At 67.5% G+C, this 18068-nt stretch carries 18 protein-coding genes; 5 read left to right on the plus strand and 13 right to left on the minus strand.

What is annotated here, in order from left to right; all coding sequences use genetic code 11:
- Position 1: 1 nt before the first annotated feature.
- Positions 2-886 (plus strand): EamA family transporter RarD, encoded by an 885-nt coding sequence (gene rarD, locus VVS03_RS02045; RefSeq protein ID WP_368519051.1) that lies wholly within the window; start codon positions 2-4, stop codon positions 884-886.
- On the opposite strand, the gene VVS03_RS02050 is transcribed toward rarD, so the two are convergent.
- The 3 genes from VVS03_RS02050 to lspA are packed head-to-tail and all read right to left on the minus strand — an operon-like array spanning position 861 to position 2825.
- Positions 861-1409: a hypothetical protein gene (locus VVS03_RS02050; RefSeq protein WP_368519050.1), complete on the minus strand. Its 549-nt coding sequence runs from the start codon at positions 1407-1409 to the stop codon at positions 861-863. The two genes, rarD and VVS03_RS02050, sit on opposite strands and share 26 nt — an antisense overlap.
- Positions 1406-2284, minus strand: coding sequence for an RluA family pseudouridine synthase (locus VVS03_RS02055; RefSeq protein WP_368521475.1), 879 nt, complete (start codon positions 2282-2284; stop codon positions 1406-1408). The genes VVS03_RS02050 and VVS03_RS02055 overlap by 4 nt, the downstream gene beginning before the upstream one ends.
- A gap of 31 nt (positions 2285-2315) precedes the next feature.
- Positions 2316-2825 (minus strand): signal peptidase II, encoded by a 510-nt coding sequence (lspA, locus tag VVS03_RS02060; protein WP_409338165.1) that lies wholly within the window; start codon positions 2823-2825, stop codon positions 2316-2318.
- A gap of 32 nt (positions 2826-2857) precedes the next feature.
- Between lspA and VVS03_RS02065 the strand changes: the two genes are divergently transcribed.
- Positions 2858-3799 (plus strand): hypothetical protein, encoded by a 942-nt coding sequence (locus VVS03_RS02065; RefSeq protein ID WP_368519047.1) that lies wholly within the window; start codon positions 2858-2860, stop codon positions 3797-3799.
- An 86-nt stretch (positions 3800-3885) separates the two neighbouring features.
- Here VVS03_RS02065 and VVS03_RS02070 read toward each other — a convergent pair whose 3' ends face one another.
- The gene (locus VVS03_RS02070; protein ID WP_368519046.1) at positions 3886-4467 is read right to left on the minus strand and encodes a hypothetical protein; all 582 of its coding nucleotides are present in this window, start codon (positions 4465-4467) and stop codon (positions 3886-3888) included.
- A 171-nt stretch (positions 4468-4638) separates the two neighbouring features.
- Here VVS03_RS02070 and VVS03_RS02075 point away from each other — a divergent pair, with 171 nt between their 5' ends.
- Positions 4639-5577, plus strand: coding sequence for an asparaginase (locus tag VVS03_RS02075; RefSeq protein WP_368521474.1), 939 nt, complete (start codon positions 4639-4641; stop codon positions 5575-5577).
- On the opposite strand, the gene VVS03_RS02080 is transcribed toward VVS03_RS02075, so the two are convergent.
- Positions 5574-6986 carry a DNA polymerase IV gene (locus tag VVS03_RS02080; protein ID WP_368519044.1) on the minus strand — a complete coding sequence of 471 codons (1413 nt, stop codon included), beginning with the start codon at positions 6984-6986 and terminating at the stop codon, positions 5574-5576. The two genes, VVS03_RS02075 and VVS03_RS02080, sit on opposite strands and share 4 nt — an antisense overlap.
- 58 nt (positions 6987-7044) lie before the next feature.
- On the opposite strand from VVS03_RS02080, the gene VVS03_RS02085 reads away from it, so the two are divergent.
- Positions 7045-7701, plus strand: a complete 657-nt coding sequence (locus VVS03_RS02085; RefSeq protein ID WP_368519043.1) for a GntR family transcriptional regulator — start codon at positions 7045-7047, stop codon at positions 7699-7701.
- Positions 7698-8939 (plus strand): MFS transporter, encoded by a 1242-nt coding sequence (locus tag VVS03_RS02090; protein ID WP_368521473.1) that lies wholly within the window; start codon positions 7698-7700, stop codon positions 8937-8939. The genes VVS03_RS02085 and VVS03_RS02090 overlap by 4 nt, the downstream gene beginning before the upstream one ends.
- Here VVS03_RS02090 and ileS read toward each other — a convergent pair.
- From ileS to ftsZ, 8 genes are all read right to left on the minus strand, one after another.
- A complete protein-coding gene (gene ileS, locus VVS03_RS02095) occupies positions 8936-12085 on the minus strand; it encodes an isoleucine--tRNA ligase (RefSeq protein ID WP_368519408.1) in 3150 nt (1049 codons plus the stop codon). The two genes, VVS03_RS02090 and ileS, sit on opposite strands and share 4 nt — an antisense overlap.
- Positions 12086-12445: 360 nt before the next feature.
- A complete protein-coding gene (locus VVS03_RS02100; RefSeq protein ID WP_368519041.1) occupies positions 12446-12652 on the minus strand; it encodes a hypothetical protein in 207 nt (68 codons plus the stop codon).
- Positions 12653-12799: 147 nt separating this feature from the next.
- Entirely contained in the window at positions 12800-13858 is a 1059-nt protein-coding gene (locus tag VVS03_RS02105) for a DivIVA domain-containing protein (RefSeq protein ID WP_368521472.1), read from the minus strand.
- Between the two features lie 291 nt (positions 13859-14149).
- Positions 14150-14440 (minus strand): YggT family protein, encoded by a 291-nt coding sequence (locus VVS03_RS02110; RefSeq protein WP_368519039.1) that lies wholly within the window; start codon positions 14438-14440, stop codon positions 14150-14152.
- 125 nt (positions 14441-14565) lie between these two features.
- Positions 14566-15009 (minus strand): cell division protein SepF, encoded by a 444-nt coding sequence (locus tag VVS03_RS02115; protein WP_368519038.1) that lies wholly within the window; start codon positions 15007-15009, stop codon positions 14566-14568.
- A gap of 63 nt (positions 15010-15072) precedes the next feature.
- Complete coding sequence (locus tag VVS03_RS02120) at positions 15073-15816, minus strand: YggS family pyridoxal phosphate-dependent enzyme (RefSeq protein ID WP_368519037.1); 744 nt, start codon at positions 15814-15816, stop codon at positions 15073-15075.
- Positions 15806-16570: a peptidoglycan editing factor PgeF gene (pgeF, locus tag VVS03_RS02125; protein ID WP_368519036.1), complete on the minus strand. Its 765-nt coding sequence runs from the start codon at positions 16568-16570 to the stop codon at positions 15806-15808. The genes VVS03_RS02120 and pgeF overlap by 11 nt, the downstream gene beginning before the upstream one ends.
- A gap of 31 nt (positions 16571-16601) precedes the next feature.
- A complete protein-coding gene (gene ftsZ, locus VVS03_RS02130; RefSeq protein WP_368519035.1) occupies positions 16602-17897 on the minus strand; it encodes a cell division protein FtsZ in 1296 nt (431 codons plus the stop codon).
- Between the last annotated feature and the right edge of the window lie 171 nt (positions 17898-18068).

Raw genomic sequence — 18068 nt, forward strand, 5'->3', positions numbered from 1 at the left:
AATGCTGTATACACTCGCCGCCTACCTGATGTGGGGATTTTTCCCCGCCTTCTTCCCGCTCCTGCTGCCCGCCGACCCGCTGGAGATCCTCGCCCACCGCGTGGTGTGGACCGCCGTGCTCGTCGGCGCCTACCTGCTGGCCACCGGCGGCTGGCGGGAGCTCAAAGCCTTCAGCCTGCGCACCTGGGGCTGGATGGCCGCCTGCGGCGTGGCGATCACCATCAACTGGGGCGTGTACGTCGTGGCGATTAACACCAACCACGTCGCCGACGCCGCCCTGGGTTATTTCATCAACCCGCTGGTGGCGGTCTGCTTAGGCATCATCTTCTTGAAGGAACAGCTGCGCCGCGGCCAGCTGGCGGCGGTCATCATCGCCGCGGTGGCGGTGCTCTGGCTGACCTTCATGACGGGCCAGACCCCGTATATCTCGCTGGCGCTGGCGTTCAGCTTCGGCATCTACGGGCTGCTCAAGAAGAAGATTTCGGTCTCCTCGACCGGCTCCGTGGCGGCGGAGACCCTGGTCATGGTCCCGCTGGCGCTGGGCTACCTCATCTACCTCGAGGCCGGCGGCCAGGGCACTTTCTTCAACCAGGGCCCGCTGCACCCGCTGCTTCTTATCAGCGCCGGCTTGGTCACCGCGCTGCCGCTTTTGTGCTTCGCCCAGGGCGCCAAGCACCTGCCGCTGGCGACCATCGGCATGCTCCAGTACATCACCCCGACCATGCAGATGCTCTGGGCGCTGTTCGTCACCCAGGAGCACATGCCCCCGGAGCGCTGGGTCGGATTCATCATCATCTGGGTGGCCGTGGCGGTCTACCTCATCGACCTGCTGCGCCACCGGCCGCGCAGGGCGAGCCGGGTTACAGGGCGCCCGGCGGGCGAATAGCGAAGCTGCCCCAGGCGGCATCGTCGGGCGCGGGCTCCACGGCGGCCACCTCCGGCGCCGCGGCGACGGCCCGCAGGACCTCGCCCGTGTCCCAGACCACCACGGCGCTGAGCTCGCGGGGCACCTCGACGCGCCCGACCCCGTCCAGCCCGGCCTGCGTCTGGTCCAGCGCGGCGTCGAAGACGTCCGCCCGGTCCGCCCCGGCGACCGGTTCGGGCAGGGCGATGGGCTCGGACGCGCCCACCAGCATCGCGTTGACGCGCCCGGCCGGCTCCACGACATCGGCGGCGTCCTGGACAGATAGCGCGGACTGGAAGGTCACGAGCGCGTAGGTCGGGGTGGCATCGTCGGCTTCTGCCAGGAGGCCGTCGGCGCGGGTGATGTAGGCGCCGGGGTCCTCGCCCGCCTGGGGGCCGAGCTGGTCGCCCTGCAGCGGCGCGGTAGGCTGCGCGCCGAAGGCGCCGGCCGCCCAGACCACCCCGACCGCGGCGACGCCGACGACTGCCCAGCCGCGGCCATTCATCCGCGCACCACGTCGAGGGCGTGGGCCAGATCGTCCGGGTAGGGCGCGGTGATTTCCATCCAGCGGCCGCTGACCGGGTGATAAAAGCCCAGCTTGACCGCGTGCAGCCACTGGCGGATAAGCCCCAGGCGTTGCGCGAGGTTGGGATCGGAGCCGTACATCGGATCCCCGCAGCACGGATGCCCGGTGGCGGACATGTGCACGCGGATCTGGTGCGTGCGGCCGGTCTCCAGGTGGACCTCCAGCAGGCTGGCCTCCCGGAAGGCCTCCATGAGCTGGTAGTGGGTCACGGCCGGCTTGCCGTCCTCGGTGACGGCGAATTTCCAGCCGGCGGACGGGTGGCGGCCGATGGGGGCATCGATGGTGCCCTCGATGGGATCGGGCAGGCCCTGGACCAGCGCGTGGTAGGTCTTTTCCACCGTGCGCTCCTTGAAGGCGCGTTTTAACACCGAGTAGCCGCGCTCGCTGGCGGCGACCACCATCACGCCGGAGGTGCCCACGTCCAGGCGCTGGACGATGCCCTTGCGCTCCGGCGGGCCCGAGGTAGAAATGCGGAACCCGGCGGCAGCCAGGCCCCCGACGACGGTGGGGCCCTCCCAGCCGACGGTGGGGTGGGCGGCCACACCGACGGGCTTGTGCACGGCGATGACGTCGTCGTCGGAATACAGAATGTCCATGCCTTCGACCAGCTCCTCGGTCGGCATGAGCGGCTTGGGCGGCTCCGGCATGGTCACGTCCAGCCAGCCACCCTCCAGCAGGCGGTCGGACTTGCTCTGCGGCTTGCCGTCGACGGTGACGTCGCCGTCCGCGCACAGCTGGGCCGCGGTGGCCCGGGAGAAGCCGAGCAGCTTGGATAGGGCGGCATCGACCCGCATACCGGCGAGTCCTTCGGGGACGGGCAGTGCTCTACTCTCCCTGTGCACGGGCTTGGCTCCTTTCCTCTAAGAACATGGCGACGATGAAGACGACCACCCCGACGGTGATGGCCGCGTCGGCGATGTTGAACACGGCGAAGGATCCCACGGAGATAAAATCCACGACGTGACCGAACCAGAAGCCCGGCTCGCGGGCGATGCGGTCGATGAAATTGCCCAGGGCCCCGCCGGCGATCATCGCCAGCCCGACGGCCTGGCCGGGGTCTTTAATCCGCGGCGCGGCGATGGCCACGCCCACCACGAAGGCCAGCTGGATGGTGGTGAACAGCCAGGTCGACCCCTCCCCTCCCATGGAGAAGGCGGCCCCGGGGTTGAAGACGAGGAAGAACCGGAACCAGTCCCCGATGACGGCGACGGCTTCGCCTTCGTCGAGCCACGCCAGCATGATCGCCTTGGTCACCTGGTCGAGGACTGCCACCGCCACCACAATGGTGGCCATTAATCCGAGATTTCTCCTTTTAGTTGGGCTCACCCGGTCCATTGTAAACGTATCGATCCGGTAATTTGGAATACGTGTTTCGTGTTAAAGCTATCCCCGCTGTCCTAGTTACCTCCCTGCTGCTGGCCGGCTGCAATTACCAAGCCCCCGGCCCGGCTGTGGAGCAGCCCGTGGGCATGGCTGTCGATGCCCCACGGGTCACCGTCGAATCCACCGGCCAGGGCGACAAGCAGCTGCTGACCTTCGCCGATATCGACTCCGAGCAGGAGCTCAACCTGGATATCACGGAAGGCTTCCAGCAGGACGTGCTGCAGGCCGATGCCGCGGCCGACTTCCGCGCCGAGGACATCGACACCGCCACCACGCACCTGCCGCTGACCGGCTCCGTGGAGGAGGCCTCCGAGGCCACCGAGGGCCAGGCGCCGGCTACCCGCAACGCTTTCTTCACCGTGGGCGAGCCCGGCTTCGACGGCGACGCCGACATCTCCTCGGCCGAGGGGTTCCAGTTTGGCTGGCGGGCCGAGGACAACGGCCAGATGACCTCGCTGCGCCTGGCCGCCCCGCAGGAATCCACGGATAACGCGCGGGCGATTACGGAGCAGGCCATCACCAAGCTGACGGCCCTGCCCGTGGTGTTCCCGGACGAGGAGATCGGCCCCGGCGCGACCTGGACCGTGGAATCGCGCGTTCCGGGCGAGGCCGTCTTGCTGCAGGAGACGACCTTCACGCTGGAATCGCTGGCGGATGGCCGCGCGGAGCTGGGCGTGGAGATCCACCAGCGCCCGTCGCTGGGCGCGCTGTCGCTGGAGGGCCAGGCGGAGGGCACCGACCTGGAGGGGCAGGAGCTGAAGGTGCTGGACTCGAGCACCAACAGCGAGGGCTCGCTGACCGTGGACCTGGGCAAGCCCCTGCCGGTTGCCGGCAACGTCAGCATGCACACCAAGATCACCTACGGCACGCCGGAATCCGACGTGCGCGTCATCCAGACCTCGGCTACCGCGCTGGACTTTTCCTAAAACGCCCTGCCCGCAGGCAGCGAAAGACCCTCCCGGCCGCTATGGCGGGGGTCTTCGGCTGCGTCGTTGCGCGGTAGCGGGCGGGCTTACTGCTCGCTGACTGCGCCGTCGTTGTTTTCGACGGTGCCGTCGGTGCACATGGCCGGAACCTGCTCCGGGGCGACGGTGTTGGTGATCAGGGTGCAGGCCCAGGACTGGGACAGCTTCCACTTGCCGTCTTCGTAGACGAACTCGACGTTGTCGGCAGTCTGGCCGGGCTCTTCCGGAACGCTGAAGTTCACGGTGGCCAGCACGGACTGCGGGGCGTAGCCCGGCAGGACCGGGTCGACGACCTCGAAGGTGGCGCCGGTTTCCGCCTTGGAGGCGGCCATGGTCTCGAAGAGCTCGGGGGCGGTCTCGCCGCCCTGGACGGTGGCGACCTTATCCTCCTCGGAGGCGGCCGGATCCGTGGCGGTGGCCAACACGGCGTTCAGGTCCGCGGCGGTCGGCTGCTCCGGGGTCGCGCTGTCCCCGCCCTCGGACCCCTCAGTGGATTCCGCCTGGGTGGTCGCGGCGGAGTCGGGGGCGTTGTTCTCTTCCTCGTCGGAAGAGCAGGCGGCCAGCGCCAGCCCGGCGGCCGTGGCGAGTGCCGCGGCGGAAATCCGACGACCAAGTTGAGCGTTAATCACGAAATAGATCTCCTTGCATAGGGTCCAGCGCGCGGTCATCTCGAGCGCGCCTGTCAACTTTATTTATGCTACCGGCTATCTCGCCACCGGCGAAACACGCGCGCCGGAGCTATCAGCCAATTCACAAACTCCGCCCGCTCGCAGCGGCCGCTCAAGGTTATGCTGGAGCGCATGAATTCCACTTCCGCGTCCCCTTCCATCGTCGTCCTGGCCACCGGCGGGACCATCGCGTGTACGCAGGATGATTCCGGCGCGCTGGTGCCCACCCGCCAAGCCGCCGACCTGGTGCGGGGCCTGGACAGCCCGCACCCGGTCCGAGCCGTGGACTACCTGCAGCTGGATTCCTCGGCCATCACCCCGGCCGGCCTGGACGGGCTGCTGGACGAGGTCCGCGGACTGCTGGCCGATCCCGCCACCGCCGGCGTGGTGGTAACCCACGGCACCGATTCGCTGGAAGAAACGGCCATGGCCCTGGCCTGCCAGCTCTCCCCCGCCCGGCCCGTGGTGCTCACCGGCGCCCAGCGCGCCGCCGACCACCCGGATCCCGACGGGCCGGGCAACCTGCAGCTGGCCCTGGACACCGTAGACCGCCACGCCGCCGAGGGCACGGGCGGGGCGTGGGTGTGCTTCGGCGGGAAGGTCCTGCCGGCGGCAGGCGTGCGCAAGCGGCATACCAGCGAGCTGGAGGCCTTTGAGTCGCTGGCGGTCCCGGACGCGCTCCCGGCGCGCTTCCCCTTGCCGGCCGGCGCCCTGGCCGACGCCCCGGTGACCACCCTCGCGGCGTACCCGGGCGCCGGGCGCGAGCTGGTCGATGCCGCCTGTGCCGCCGGCGCCCGCGGCATCGTCGTCGCGGCCATGGGCTCGGGCAACATGTCCCCGGCGATAGGCCAGGCCTTGAGCGAGGCGGCGCGCGGCGGAGTCAGCGTGGTCATTTCGACGCGCTCGCCCTACGGCGCGGTGCGCCTGGCCTACGGCGGCGACGGCGGGGGCGCATCGTTAGGCGCGGCCGGCGCCTTGGGCGCGGGGCCGCTGCGCCCGGGGCAGGCGCGCATCCTGTTGGCGGCCTGCTTGGCCGGGGGCGTGGACCCGGCGGAGGTCTTTAACTTCTAGTCCTCGCCTAGCCCGCCGAGGCCGTCCTCGCGGGAGGCGAACCACTCGTCCCAGGCCAGCGAGTCCAGCGGGTCGGCCGGTACCAGGTCCGGGTCGTCGGCGGCCAGCGACTTGGTGCGCCCGGGCCCGGTCGCGCGCGTTTCGAAGCGTACGCTGACCACCCCGTGGCCGGCGCCCTGGATCCAGCCGTGCCCGTACTCGGGGTGGTAGACGTCCTGGGTGGCCACCCACTGGCTGTCGGGGGTATCGGCGACATCGACGGCCACGGGGCCGGTGTCGACCGTGTGGTCGGCCACGCCGGTCTCGAAGTCGCTATCCGGCGGGACGGGCCGCACGATCTCGCGGTCCAGCTCCGGAAAGAGCACGTCCTGGCGGGCGGTCTCCAGCCCGGAATACCCCACGCCGACCAGGCGGATGGGGCCGAGCTCCGCAGGGTAGCGCGCCAGCTTGAACGCCGCGGCGCGCAGGGTCTCGAAGTCGTCGGTGGCGTACGGCAAGGTCGCCGAGCGCGACTCGATGTGGAAGTCCGCCATCCGCAGCTTGACCGTCACCGTGCGCGCTCCCCGCCCGTCCTTGAGCAGGCGGACATGCGCGCCCTCGGCGGCGCGGTCGATGGCCGCGTCCACCTCCGCCTCCGTGACCAGATCCTTCGGGTAGGTGTGCTCGGCGGAAATCGACTTGGAAATGGCGCGCGGGGCGACCTCGCGCGGGTCGATGCCGCGGGCCATCTCCCACAGCTGGCCGCCGACAATGGAGCCGACCGAGATTTCCACCTCGCGCTTGCTCAGCCCCGCCAAGTCGCCGATGGTCTTAATCCCAATCGAGTGCAGCTTCTGCGCGGTTACGGGCCCCACTCCCCAGAGCTTGGCCACGTCCAGCGGGTGCAGGAAGTCCAGCTGCTTGTCCGCGGGGATGACGAAGGTGCCGTCCGGCTTGGCCTCGCCCGAGCCGATCTTGGCGAACTGCTTGCCCGTGCCCGCCCCGATGGAGCACGGCAGGCCGGTCTCCTCGCGGATGGCCGCGCGCAGTTCCTCGGACCAGTCGAAGACGGTCTCGGCGCTCGCGCCCTGCAGCTGGGCCGGTTCCATGAAGCCCTCGTCGATGGACAGCTGCTCGATGAGCCCGACGCGGGAGGAAATCAGTTCGAAGACGCGCCGGGAGGCGGCCTGATAGACCACGCGCCGGGGGCGGACCACGACGGCGCGGGCGCTGACCAGTTGCTGGGCCCGGTACATGGGCATCGCCGAGTGGGCCCCGAAGGCGCGGGCCTCGTAGCTGGCCCCGGCGACCACGCCGCGGCCTCCCAGGCCGCCGACGAGGACGGGGCGGCCGCGCAGGGTGGGCCGGGTCAGCTGCTCGACGGAGGCGAAAAACGCGTCCATGTCGATGTGGAGAACCCAGCGCTGCATACCCCCGATCTTAACCGAGCACTTGCCCCGCACCCCAACTTGGATCCATGATGTATCCATGTTGCATACAAAGACCGAGCACCCCTCCCCGCCCGCGGCGGAACGCGCCTACGCCTACCTCAAGGAACGAATTATCGACGGCACCGTGCCCGGGTCAACCATGCTGAGCGAGGGCGAAGTTGCCCAGGAGCTCGGCTGCAGCCGGACCCCCGTCCGCGAGGCCTTTCTTCGCCTCGAAGTCGAGGGCTTCTTGCAGCTCTACCCCAAGCGCGGCGCCCTAGTGGAGCCGCTGACCGCCCGGGATATCCGCGAGGTCTACGAGGCCCGCGAGCTGATCGATCGCTTCTCCGCCGAGCACATCTGCGGCCTGTCGGACAGCGAGCGACACGTCATCGGCGGCGTGCTAGAGGCCATCATCGCCGAGCAGGACGAGGCCCTAGCGGCTGAGGATCTGGCCGAATACACCCGCCTGGACGCCAAGTTCCACCAGACCATCATGGACAACGGCGGCAACCGCTTCCTCTCCCAGCTCGGCCACAGCCTGCGCGAGCAGCAGCAGCGCTTCACCGCCACCGCGGTGGGGCGCAGCCCGGCGCGCGCCCGCCGCTTCGTCGACGGCCACCGCCAGCTGACCCGCGCCCTCATCGCGGGCGACTTCGACGCCTACCGCCACGCCTTATCCGAACACCTCACGAATTCCCGAAATCAGTTATGACCACTACCGTTACCGAACGCATCCCCTTTGTTAAGTCCTATCCCGCCCACGCCTGGTGGCCGGTGGCCGGCACCATGGTCGCCGTCGCCTGGGGCGGCAACGAATTCACCCCGCTGCTGGTGATGTACCGCGAGGTCTCCAGCTTCAGCCAGGTCACCGTCAACGGCCTGCTCGCCGCCTACGTGGTGGGCATCATCCCCGCCCTGCTCATCGGCGGTCCGCTGTCCGATCTCATCGGCCGCAAGCCCACGCTGCTGCCGGCCGCCCCCTTGTCCCTGTTCGGTGCCTTCCTGCTGTCGGTGGCCCCGAACGAGCCGCTGATTATCGCCGGCGGCCGCGTGCTCTGCGGCATGGCGCTGGGCCTAGTCATGGCGGTCGGTTCTACCTGGATCACCGAGCTCGAGCCCCGCGGCGGCGCCCGCAAGGCCTCGCTGTGCCTGACCGTCGGATTCCTCGTCGGCGCCGGGCTCGCCTCGGTGCTCGCGCAGTGGGGACCGTGGCCCACCCACCTGGCCTATGTCATCCACATCGTGCTCACCCTGGCCACCGGCTGGTGGCTGGGCCACGCCCCGGAGACCCGCCAGCCCATGCGCGGGTCGATTAAGCGCACGGTGCTGGAGCTGACCATCGGCGACATGCTGGCCATGCTGCGCATCCCGGCCGCCGCCCACCGCCGCTTTTTGCGCGTGGTGGTTCCGGTCGCCCCGTGGGTCTTCGGCTGCGCGGGCGCGGCCTACGCCCTCCTGCCCCAGCTGCTGTCCCGTTCGGCTGGCGACGTCCCCATCGCCTTCTCCGGCCTGATGACGGTCATCACCCTGGGCTGCGGCGTGGGCGTGCAGATGCTCGGCCAGGTCATTGACACCAACCGCTCGGCGCGCGCCTCGGCGATTGCCATGGCGGTCATCACCTGCGGCACGCTGCTGGGCGCGGCCGCCGCGCACACCCTGTCACTGCCGCTGGGCATCCTCGCCGCGGCCACGATGGGCGCCGGCTACGGCCTGGCCCTGGTGGCCGGCCTGTCCGAGGTGCAGCGGATCGCCGGCGAGCGGGAGCTGGCCGGCCTGACCGCCGTCTACTACTGCATCGCCTACCTCGGGTTCTTTATCCCGATGGCGTTCTCGGCGCTAGCGCCGTATATCGGCTTTACTAGCCTGTTTTCCGTCGGCGCGGTGCTTGCGCTGTTCTGCCTGGGCAACGTGTCCCTGGCCTGGCGCAAGCACCTGCCGGGCGCGAATTAATTCTTCGCGACGGTGGCGGTAACTCCCGCCACCACTTGGTGCACGCCCTCGCTATCGGCGGGGGCGTTTGTGCTGACCGCAAAGTCCGTGGCCAGCACCTCGGCCGCGATGTGCTCGGCGTGGCGCCGGGCCCATTCTTCCTTCTCCGCCGGCACGTAGAGCACCGCGGAGATGCGGTCGCTGACCTCGAACCCGGAGGCCTTGCGGGCGTCCTGCAGGCCGCGGATAACATCCGCGGCCCAGCCCTCGGCCTCCAGCTCCTCGGTGACGTTGGTGTCCAGCACCACCAGGCCGTCGACGCCGTCGATGCGGGCCGTCGAGTCCGGATCCGCCGCCTGCAGGCGCTCGGTGTACTCGTCGGCGTGCAGGGTGATGTCGCCGTCGACGACGACTTCCTCGCCCTGACGCTCGTAGTTACCCGCCTTCAGGTTCTTGATCGCGCGCTGGACGTCCTTGCCTAGGCGCGGGCCGGCGACCTTCGCGTTGCAGACCACCTCGAAGCGGCCGGCGGAGTCCACGTCCTCGGTCAGCTCGACCTCCTTGACGTTGACCTCGTCGCGGATGATGTCCGCGAAGTCAGCCAGCTTGTCCGCGCCCGCCATGGCCACGGTCAGCTTCGGCAGCGGCAGGCGGTTGCGCAGCTTGTTGGACTTGCGCACCGAGGACGCCGCCGAGGCCACCGCGCGGGTGGCGTCCATGGCGGCGACCAGGGCATCGTCAGCCGGGTAGTCCGCCGGATCCGGGAAGCTGGTCAGGTGGACGGAGCGCTCGCCGGTCAGGCCGCGGTAGATGACCTCGCTGATGTGCGGCAGCAGCGGGGCGAAGACGCGGGCCACGGTCTCCAGCACCGTGTAGAGGGTGTTGAAGGCCTCCGGGTGCTCCGCGTCGCCGGACCAGAAACGGTCGCGGGAACGGCGCACGTACCAGTTGGTCAGCACGTCCGCGAACAGGCGTGCCTCCTCGGTGGCGGTGGCGATATCGGTATTCGCCAGGGCGGAGTCGACGTTCTTGACTAGGTCGTGGGTCTTGGCCAGGATGTAGCGGTCCAACACGTTGGTCGAGGAGGTGTCGAAATGCGCCTCCTGGCCCGCGTAGAGCTGCAGGAAGGAGTAGGCGTTCCAGATGGGCAGCAACGCCTGGCGCACGCCGTCGCGGATGCCCTGCTCGGTCACGATGAGGTTACCGCCGCGCAGGATGGGGCTGGACATGAGGAACCAGCGCATGGCATCCGAGCCATCGCGGTCGAAGACCTCGTTAACGTCCGGGTAGTTGCCCTTGGACTTGGACATCTTCAGCCCGTCGTTGCCCAGGACGATGCCGTGGGCGACGACCTTCTTGTACGCCGGGCGGTCGAACAGCGCGGTGGACAGCACGTGCATGACGTAGAACCAGCCGCGGGTCTGGCCAGAGTACTCGACGATGAAGTCCGACGGCGAGTGGGTCTCGAACCACTCCTTGTTCTCGAACGGGTAGTGCTTCTGCGCGAAGGGCATGGAGCCGGACTCGAACCAGCAGTCCAGCACGTCCGGCACGCGGCGCATGGTGGACTTGCCCGTCGGGTCGTCCGGGTTCGGGCGGGTCAGCTCATCGATGTACGGGCGGTGCAGCGAGGTCGGGCGCACGCCGAAGTCGCGCTCCAGCTCGTCCAGCGAGCCGTAGACGTCCATGCGCGGGTATTCCTCGGAGTCGGAGACCCACACCGGGATCGGCGCACCCCAGTAGCGCGAGCGGGAGATGTTCCAGTCGCGGGCGCCTTCCAGCCACTTGCCGAACTGGCCGTCGCGGATGTGGCCCGGCATCCACTCGATCTCGTTGTGGTTGAGCTCGACCATGCGATCGCGGAACTCGGTGACCTTGACGAACCAGGACGGCATCGCCTTGTAGATGAGCGGCTCGCCGGAACGCCAGGAGTGCGGGTAGGAGTGCTCGATGGTCTGGTGGCGCACCACCCGGCCGGCGGCCTTCAGGTCGCGGATGATTTCCTTGTTCGCGTCGAAGACCAGCTGGCCCTCGTAGTCCGGCGCCTGGGAGGTGAACTTGCCGTCGTCGTCGACCGGGATGACCAGCTCGATGTCGTGGGCGGCACAGGTGTTCATATCGTCCTCACCGAAGGCCGGGGCCTGGTGGACAACGCCGGTGCCGTCCTCGGTGGTCACGTAGTCGGCGGACAGCACCTGGAAGCCGTTGCGCATATCGGCAAAGTAGTCGAAGATCGGCTGGTAGTTGAAGCCGGTCAGCTCAGCGCCGGTAAAGGTCTTGACGACCTCGGCGTCCTCGCCCAGCTCCTTGGCATACGCCGCGCGCAGCCCGTCGGCGAGCACGAACAGCCGGCCGGCAAATTCGCCTTCGCCGCCGACGCGCACCAGGGCATAAGTGACCTCGGGGTGCACGGCCAGGGCCGAGTTCGACGGCAGGGTCCACGGGGTGGTGGTCCAGGCCAGGAAGGAGGCATCGGCCAGCTCCGGGTTGGCCTGCAGCGTCTCCTCCGCGGCCGAGCCGGCCAGCGCACCGGTGACCGGGAAGGTCACGGTCAGCGTCGGGTCCTGGCGCATCTTGTAAGAGTCGTCCAGGCGGGTCTCCTGGTTCGACAGCGGGGTGTGCTCGGCCCAGGAGTACGGCAGCACGCGGAAGCCCTGGTAGATAAGGCCCTTGTCGTAGAGTTCCTTGAACGCCCACATGACCGATTCCATGAAGTCCAAGTCCATGGTCTTGTAGCCGTGGTCGAAATCCACCCAGCGGGCCTGGCGGGTGACGTAGTCCTTCCACTCCCCTGCGTAGCGCAGCACGGAGGACGCGCAGTACTCGTTGAAGCGCTCGAGGCCCATTTCCTCGATCTGGCCCTTGTCGGTGATGCCCAGCTGCTTTTCGGCTTCCAGCTCCGCCGGCAGGCCGTGGCAGTCCCAGCCGAACACGCGCGGGACGTAGTTACCCGCCATGGTCCGGTAGCGCGGGACGATGTCCTTGACGTAGCCGGTCAGCAGGTGGCCATAGTGCGGCAGGCCGTTAGCAAAAGGCGGGCCGTCGTAGAAGATGTACTCCGGCTTATCCTCAGTCTGCTCCAACGAGGCCTTAAAGGTCTCGTCCTTCTTCCAGTAGTCCTGGACGACCTCTTCCATGTCCGGGAAGCGGCTGGAACCGCCGGTCATATCGACCTTGGGGTACACGCCGCCAACATTGGGGCTGTGGTGGTTCACGGTTTACTCCATCCTTCACGCGCGGTAATTCAATCAAACCGCGGGGACGCCTGTAATAGACGCGGTACCACCCCGCTTGGAGCCCTAAAATTAGCGCTCCCGCTTCGTTGGTCGTGAAGGAGTTGACGGTCCCACCCGCCCGGTTCTAATAAGCGCTGCTCAGATAACGCAAAAGCAGCGCCGTTCTTCCGGAATACTCCCCGGTGATGGCCGGATCATCGTATATAAGCCCTTAGTATAGCCGCCCGAGCGCCGGCTGAGCCAGTCCCCGCGGGTTTCCTTTCGACTCGCCCGGCGGAAACGGGAAAACAGCTAGGACCGGTGTTCCGCGTCCTCTGGCTGCGAGTGCGGCGACGTCCGGTCCCCGCGGTGCTTGGCGAAGGCGTCAATTAAAACCAGGATGATGCCGGCGGCCGCCGCGACGAAAACCACCACGAGCGACCAGGTGGCCGCGGACAACAGGTAGTTAACGAAGGCGATGAAAGCGATAAACGCTAAGACCAAGGCAGCAATCAGCATGGAAGATGACGCCCTTTCTCGCAGATGCGGTTCTCACGATGGCTTATGCATTAAACCTACACCAAAGCCCCCGCCGCGCACGGTTATGACCGTGGGCGTGCGGGGGCGTGAGGCGGTACGGGAAAGATGTTCTTCCCCGGCGCAGCCTTAGGAGTTGGACTCGCCGTTCGGGGCGGCAGAGCCGCGGGTCTCGAGTTCTTCCAGCTGGGACTCCAGCAGGGTCTTCAGGCGGGTGCGGTACTCGCGCTCGAAGGTGCGCAGCTCGGAGATGCGGGTCTCCAGGGCGGTCTGCTGCTGCTTGACCGTGTTCATGATTTCGGTGTGCTTCTTCTCAGCGTCAGCCTGCAGGGCCGCTGCCTTCTCCTCGGCCTGGCGGATCTGGGCCTCGGCGCGGGAGTTAGCCTCGGACTCGGTCTGCTTGGCGCGCTGCTGAGCCTCGGCAACCTGGGCGTCGGCCTTCTTCTGGGCCTCGTCCAGCTGGGTGCGGGACTTGGTGTCGGCGTCGGACAGCTGCTTCTCGGCGGCGGTGCGGGCGTCGGTCAGCATGGACTCGGACTCGGCCTTGGCCTCGTTGGTCAGGCGGTCGGCCATCTCCTGGGCCAGGCCCAGCACGCGGGCGGCCTGCATGTGGGTCTCCGGGGTGGCCAGGCCGTTGGCATCCGCGGTGGCGGCAACGGCCGGGGCCTCCTTGGCGGAGGAAGCGGAGACGTCCGCGACCTTCTTCTGCAGCTCCTGGTTTTCCTTCTTGGCAGCCTCGAGGTCGCGGCGAGCCTTGTCCAGGTCCTGCTTGGCCTTGGTGGCCTCGTCCTGGGCGGCCTTCAGCTCCTTGGAGTCGGCGCTGGACTTGCCAGCGGCAGCGGAAGCCTGCTCCTTCTTAGCGTTCTGCGCAGCCTCAGCCTTGGCGTCGGCCAGCTTCTTTTCGTATTCCTTGTCGAGCTGGGAGCGCAGGTCTGCCTCAATCTCCTTGCGGAGGGCGGCCTCATCGACCGAAGAGGTAGCGGACGCCGCGGAAGCGGTGGCGGCGCCGGAGCCGGACTGCAGGCTGTTGACCTGCGACTGCAGCTCGTCGTTCTCGTCCTGCAGCTGGGCAAGGGCGTCTTCAACCAGGTCGAGGAACTGGTCGACCTCGTCCTCGTTGTAGCCACGCTTGCCAATCGGCGGCTTGCTGAACGCGACGTTGTGTACATCAGCTGGTGACAGCGGCATTGACTTCTCTTCCCCTTCAAGTCGGTGCAACCCCGGAGGTTTCCGGAGTCAATAGAAGATATGAATCAAGCTACGAGCCTACACTCGTCGCCCGACCCAAGGTTTTCTAATCGGACAATAATACGATTCTTCGTTTCATTGTAACCAAAAAGACACAGTAACGGACGATTACTCAAGTCTCAATATTAAGCCGAGGTTGACGATTTTGCACTTTCGTTTACTTCTACCCCGCCGGACCCCGCCCGTTTACGGATTGGCCCAACCCGCCGGAGGCCGGCTAGACCGTGGCAGCTAGACCATCGTGGCGATGACGATATTCATCAGGACGGCCAGGATGATGAACAAGACGATGATGGACATGTCCAGCGCTACCCCGCCCAACCGCAGCGGCGGGATGACCTTGCGCAGGGCTTTTACGGGCGGATCCGTGACCGCGAACAGCGGCTCCGCGCACATCATGAACCAGCGCGGCGGGTTGAACTGCCGGGAAAAGGACTGGATCATCTCGATGATGATGCGCACGATTAGCGCCAGGGAAAAGATCCGGAGCACGGCGTACAGAATAATTCCTAATTGACTCACCCTTCCGACCCTATCCGAACTACCCCCACCTTCGGGGAATTACCCCGCAATGCGCAAAAATCCCCGGGTGCCCTCGCCGGGTTTAACCGGCGGGCAGGGCCCGGGGATTTAACGTCGTGGCGTTCTTAGCGCAGCTGGGCTGCGCGCTCCAGCTCCAGGGTGGAGATGTTGGCGCGCTCCGGCACGATGGCGAAGACGCGGCGGTCGGTGTCCAAGCCCTTGGTCAGGTCGACCATGCGGCCGCGCAGTGCGAAGCAAAGGCCGGCGGCGAAGTCGATGAAGCGCTTGGCAGCGGACTTCTCGGCGTCGGTCAGCTCGAAGACGACGGCGTCGCCATCGCGGAAGGGCTCACCGATCTTCGGGGCGTCGTTGTAGGTGGTCAGGGAAATCGGCACGATGGTCGGCGCGAACTCCGGCTCGGCCGGAGCGCGCTCGTAGCTCGGGCGCGGCTGGTAGGCCGCGGAACCCGCGGTGGCGTAGCGAGCGTCATCCTCGTAGTAGGCGTCGTCGTGCTCCATGTCCATCGGCTGGAGGCCGAAGAACTCCTTCGTGCGATCAATAAATGACATATGTGGTCTCCCTCTGACCCGAAATGTACAAGTGCGGTCTGATATGCGTCTTTGCGTTGGTTTTTAACCTACTGGCCGCGTGCCCATGATGCCGGTTCCGACACGCACGATATCCGTGCCCGCGAAAACTGCCTCGCGCAGATCCGCGCTCATCCCGGCCGACAGCTCTAGGGCGTGGCCGAGCTTCTCCCCCAGCTCATCGGCCAGCTGGCGCGCGGCGGAAAAGACCTCGGCCGCGTCCGCTTCCACGGGCGGGACGACCATGATGCCGCGCAGCTCCAGGTTGGCAAGCTCCTCGACGTAGCGCAGCAGGTCTTCGGCCGTGTCCCAGGCCGCCCCGCCGCGGGACGGGTCCGAGTCGTAGGACAGTTGCACGTAGACCGGTAGGTTCTCGGTGCGCTGGCCGCGCTCCCGGGCCAGTTCTACCCCGCGGTCGAGAGCGGCGGCGAGTTTCTCCGAGTCCAGCGAATGGACGCTGTGCGCCCAGCGGGCCACGTGGTTGGCCTTCTTGGTCTGGATCTGGCCGATCATGTGGAAGTGCATCTCGGGCAGCTGCTCGGCCTTGGCGCGGGCTTCCTGCTCGCGGTTTTCCGCGACGTCGGTGACCCCCAGCTGGCCGAGCAGCGCGATGTCCTCGGCCGGGTGAAACTTGGTTACCGGCAGCAGGCGCGGCTCCGGGCGGCCGGCCTCGGCGGCTAAGGCAGCTATCTGCTCGCGGGTGTTAGCCAGGCCGCGCTCCAGTTCGGCTAGCCGGGCCTGGTCGCTACTTTGGGCTGCCGGGTCCTGCGGGGTGGTTTTATCGGTCATTGTCGGTCTCCTCCTCCAACCAGATGAGTCCTGCCTGCCGGCCGGTGGTGCCCTCCCGGCGGTAGGAAAAGAAAGTGCTGTCTTCGATGGTGCACCGCGGATCCGCCTGGATGGCGGTCACGCCCAAGCTCATCAGCTGCCGGATCAGTCCGGCCCGCACATCGATACCTGGGGTCCCCTTCTCCGTGGTCGTGCGCGATCCGGGTAGGTGGGCCTCGACGTCGGCGGCCATGTCTGCGGGCACCTCGTAGTGGCGGCCGCTGGCGGCTGGGCCCAGCAGCACCTGCAGGCGTTCGGGGCGGGCGCCGAGATCGCACATCGCCTCGACGGTCGCCGGCACGATCCCGTTGCGCGCGCCTAAGCGCCCGGCGTGGGCCGCGGCGACCACGCGGGCCTCCGGGTCGGCTAGCAGCACCGGGGTGCAGTCAGCCACCAGCACGCCCAGGGCCAGACCCTCGGTGGCCGTAACCAGTGCATCGGTGGCCTCCACTGGTGTAGAACGCGGGCCGTCGACGACGGTGACGTTGTTGGTGTGGAGCTGCTCCATCCAGACGATGTCATCAAGGCGGAGTAGCTCCTGCAGGCGCTGCCGGTTTGCCGCTACCGCCGCCGGGTCGTCGCCGACGTGCTCGGCCAGGTTGAACGACTCGTACGGAGACGCCGAAGCCCCTCCCGAGCGGGCCGTAAAGACCATCCGGAAGGGGCGTTTCAGGCGGGCGGGGCGGGTGGTGCGTGCTTCCTCGTTTACTGGCATGCACTCCAGACTAGCGCGCGCTATGGATCAATTAGCGCAAGAAGTCCGGCACGTCCAAGTCGTCGTCGCCGCGGTTGTCGCGCTCGTCGCGGTAGCTCGGGCGGTAGTCCTCGCGCGGGGCCTCGCGCTCGAAGCGCTCGCGGGTGGTGAACAGGCCGCCGTCGCCGCGGGTATCGCCGGCGCGGCGCTGCGGCTCCGACTCGCGCGGGCTGTAGCCCTCGCGCTCGTCGTGGCGCAGCTGGTGGCGCGGCTCGTAGCCGCCGCGCGGCTCCTCGGCCGGCTCCGGCTCGGTGGCGCGGTCGCGGTTTTCGAACAGCGAACCGGAACGCTGCTGGGACTGCTGCGGGCGGGCCTCGCCAGCCGGCTTATCCGTGGCGTTCTTCTCGGCGTCGAAACCGGTAGCGATGATGGTCACGCGGACCTCGTCGCCCAGGTTGTCGTCGATGATGGTGCCGAAAATTAGGTTGACGTCCGGGTCGGCTTTCTCCTCGACCATGGAGGAGGCCTCGTAGACCTCCTGCAGGCCCAGATCGGAGCCGCCAGCCACGGACAGCAGCACGCCCTTGGCGCCTTCCATGGTGGACTCCAGCAGCGGGGAGTTGATGGCCTGCTCGGCCGCGGTCATGACTCGGTTGTCGCCGCGGGCGGAGCCCACGCCCATCAGGGCGGAGCCGGCGTCGGCCATCACGGAGCGAACGTCGGCAAAGTCAACGTTGATCATGCCCGGGATCAGGATCAGGTTGGAAATGCCCTGGACACCGTTGTGGAGGACCTCATCGGCGGCGCGGAAGGCTTCCATCATGGACAGGTTCTCGTCGCCCAGCTGCAGCAAGCGGTCGTTCGGGATGACGATCAGGGTGTCACAGACCTCGCGGAGCTGCTCGATACCTTCCAGGGCTTGGCGGGTACGGCGGGCGCCCTCGAACTTGAAGGGCTTGGTGACAACACCGACGGTCAGCGCGCCCTGCTTCTTGGCGATGGAGGCCACGACCGGGGCGGCGCCGGTGCCGGTGCCGCCGCCTTCGCCGGCGGTGACGAAGACCATGTCGGCGCCGTTGAGGGCGTCCTCGATCTCGGACTTGTTGTCCTCGGCGGAGGTGCGGCCGACCTCCGGGTTGGCGCCGGCGCCCAGGCCGCGGGTGGCCTCGCGGCCGATGTCGAGCTTGAAGTCAGCGTCGGAGAAGATCAACGCCTGGGAGTCCGTGTTGATAGCCACGAACTCGACGCCCTTGAGGCCTTCTTCGATCATGCGGTTGACGGCGTTGACGCCGCCGCCGCCGACGCCGACGACCTTGATTTCCGCCAAATTGTTGTTCGGTGTGCTCATGAGAGGTGGTCAAACCTTTCGGGATTTGTTGGTAAATAAACGAGGAATTGCGCGCCTGTGACGCGGTTGCTTTCCATCTTCACTGACACACGTGTAATTTACGTGTTCATTTGCCCGCGTGTCGGTACCCTCAACCTCTACTTTAGGGTTGCTGACATGGGCTTTTATGCA

The organism is Corynebacterium sp. LK2537, from assembly GCF_040946485.1.
Taxonomy (GTDB): domain Bacteria; phylum Actinomycetota; class Actinomycetes; order Mycobacteriales; family Mycobacteriaceae; genus Corynebacterium.

What these genes read in the sequence shown, in the direction of transcription:
- VVS03_RS02080 (WP_368519044.1), bottom strand. Translation starts at nt 6,986, where the DNA reads ATGCAGCGCTGGGTTCTCCACATCGACATGGACGCGTTTTTCGCCTCC.
- ftsZ (WP_368519035.1), bottom strand. Translation starts at nt 17,897, where the DNA reads ATGAGCACACCGAACAACAATTTGGCGGAAATCAAGGTCGTCGGCGTC.
- VVS03_RS02105 (WP_368521472.1), bottom strand. Translation starts at nt 13,858, where the DNA reads ATGCCGCTGTCACCAGCTGATGTACACAACGTCGCGTTCAGCAAGCCG.
- VVS03_RS02050 (WP_368519050.1), bottom strand. Translation starts at nt 1,409, where the DNA reads ATGAATGGCCGCGGCTGGGCAGTCGTCGGCGTCGCCGCGGTCGGGGTG.
- rarD (WP_368519051.1), top strand. Translation starts at nt 2, where the DNA reads ATGCTGTATACACTCGCCGCCTACCTGATGTGGGGATTTTTCCCCGCC.
- VVS03_RS02100 (WP_368519041.1), bottom strand. Translation starts at nt 12,652, where the DNA reads ATGCTGATTGCTGCCTTGGTCTTAGCGTTTATCGCTTTCATCGCCTTC.
- VVS03_RS02075 (WP_368521474.1), top strand. Translation starts at nt 4,639, where the DNA reads ATGAATTCCACTTCCGCGTCCCCTTCCATCGTCGTCCTGGCCACCGGC.
- lspA (WP_409338165.1), bottom strand. Translation starts at nt 2,825, where the DNA reads ATGGACCGGGTGAGCCCAACTAAAAGGAGAAATCTCGGATTAATGGCC.
- VVS03_RS02090 (WP_368521473.1), top strand. Translation starts at nt 7,698, where the DNA reads ATGACCACTACCGTTACCGAACGCATCCCCTTTGTTAAGTCCTATCCC.
- VVS03_RS02120 (WP_368519037.1), bottom strand. Translation starts at nt 15,816, where the DNA reads ATGACCGATAAAACCACCCCGCAGGACCCGGCAGCCCAAAGTAGCGAC.
- VVS03_RS02055 (WP_368521475.1), bottom strand. Translation starts at nt 2,284, where the DNA reads ATGCGGGTCGATGCCGCCCTATCCAAGCTGCTCGGCTTCTCCCGGGCC.
- pgeF (WP_368519036.1), bottom strand. Translation starts at nt 16,570, where the DNA reads ATGCCAGTAAACGAGGAAGCACGCACCACCCGCCCCGCCCGCCTGAAA.
- VVS03_RS02085 (WP_368519043.1), top strand. Translation starts at nt 7,045, where the DNA reads ATGTTGCATACAAAGACCGAGCACCCCTCCCCGCCCGCGGCGGAACGC.
- VVS03_RS02115 (WP_368519038.1), bottom strand. Translation starts at nt 15,009, where the DNA reads ATGTCATTTATTGATCGCACGAAGGAGTTCTTCGGCCTCCAGCCGATG.
- ileS (WP_368519408.1), bottom strand. Translation starts at nt 12,085, where the DNA reads ATGACCGGCGGTTCCAGCCGCTTCCCGGACATGGAAGAGGTCGTCCAG.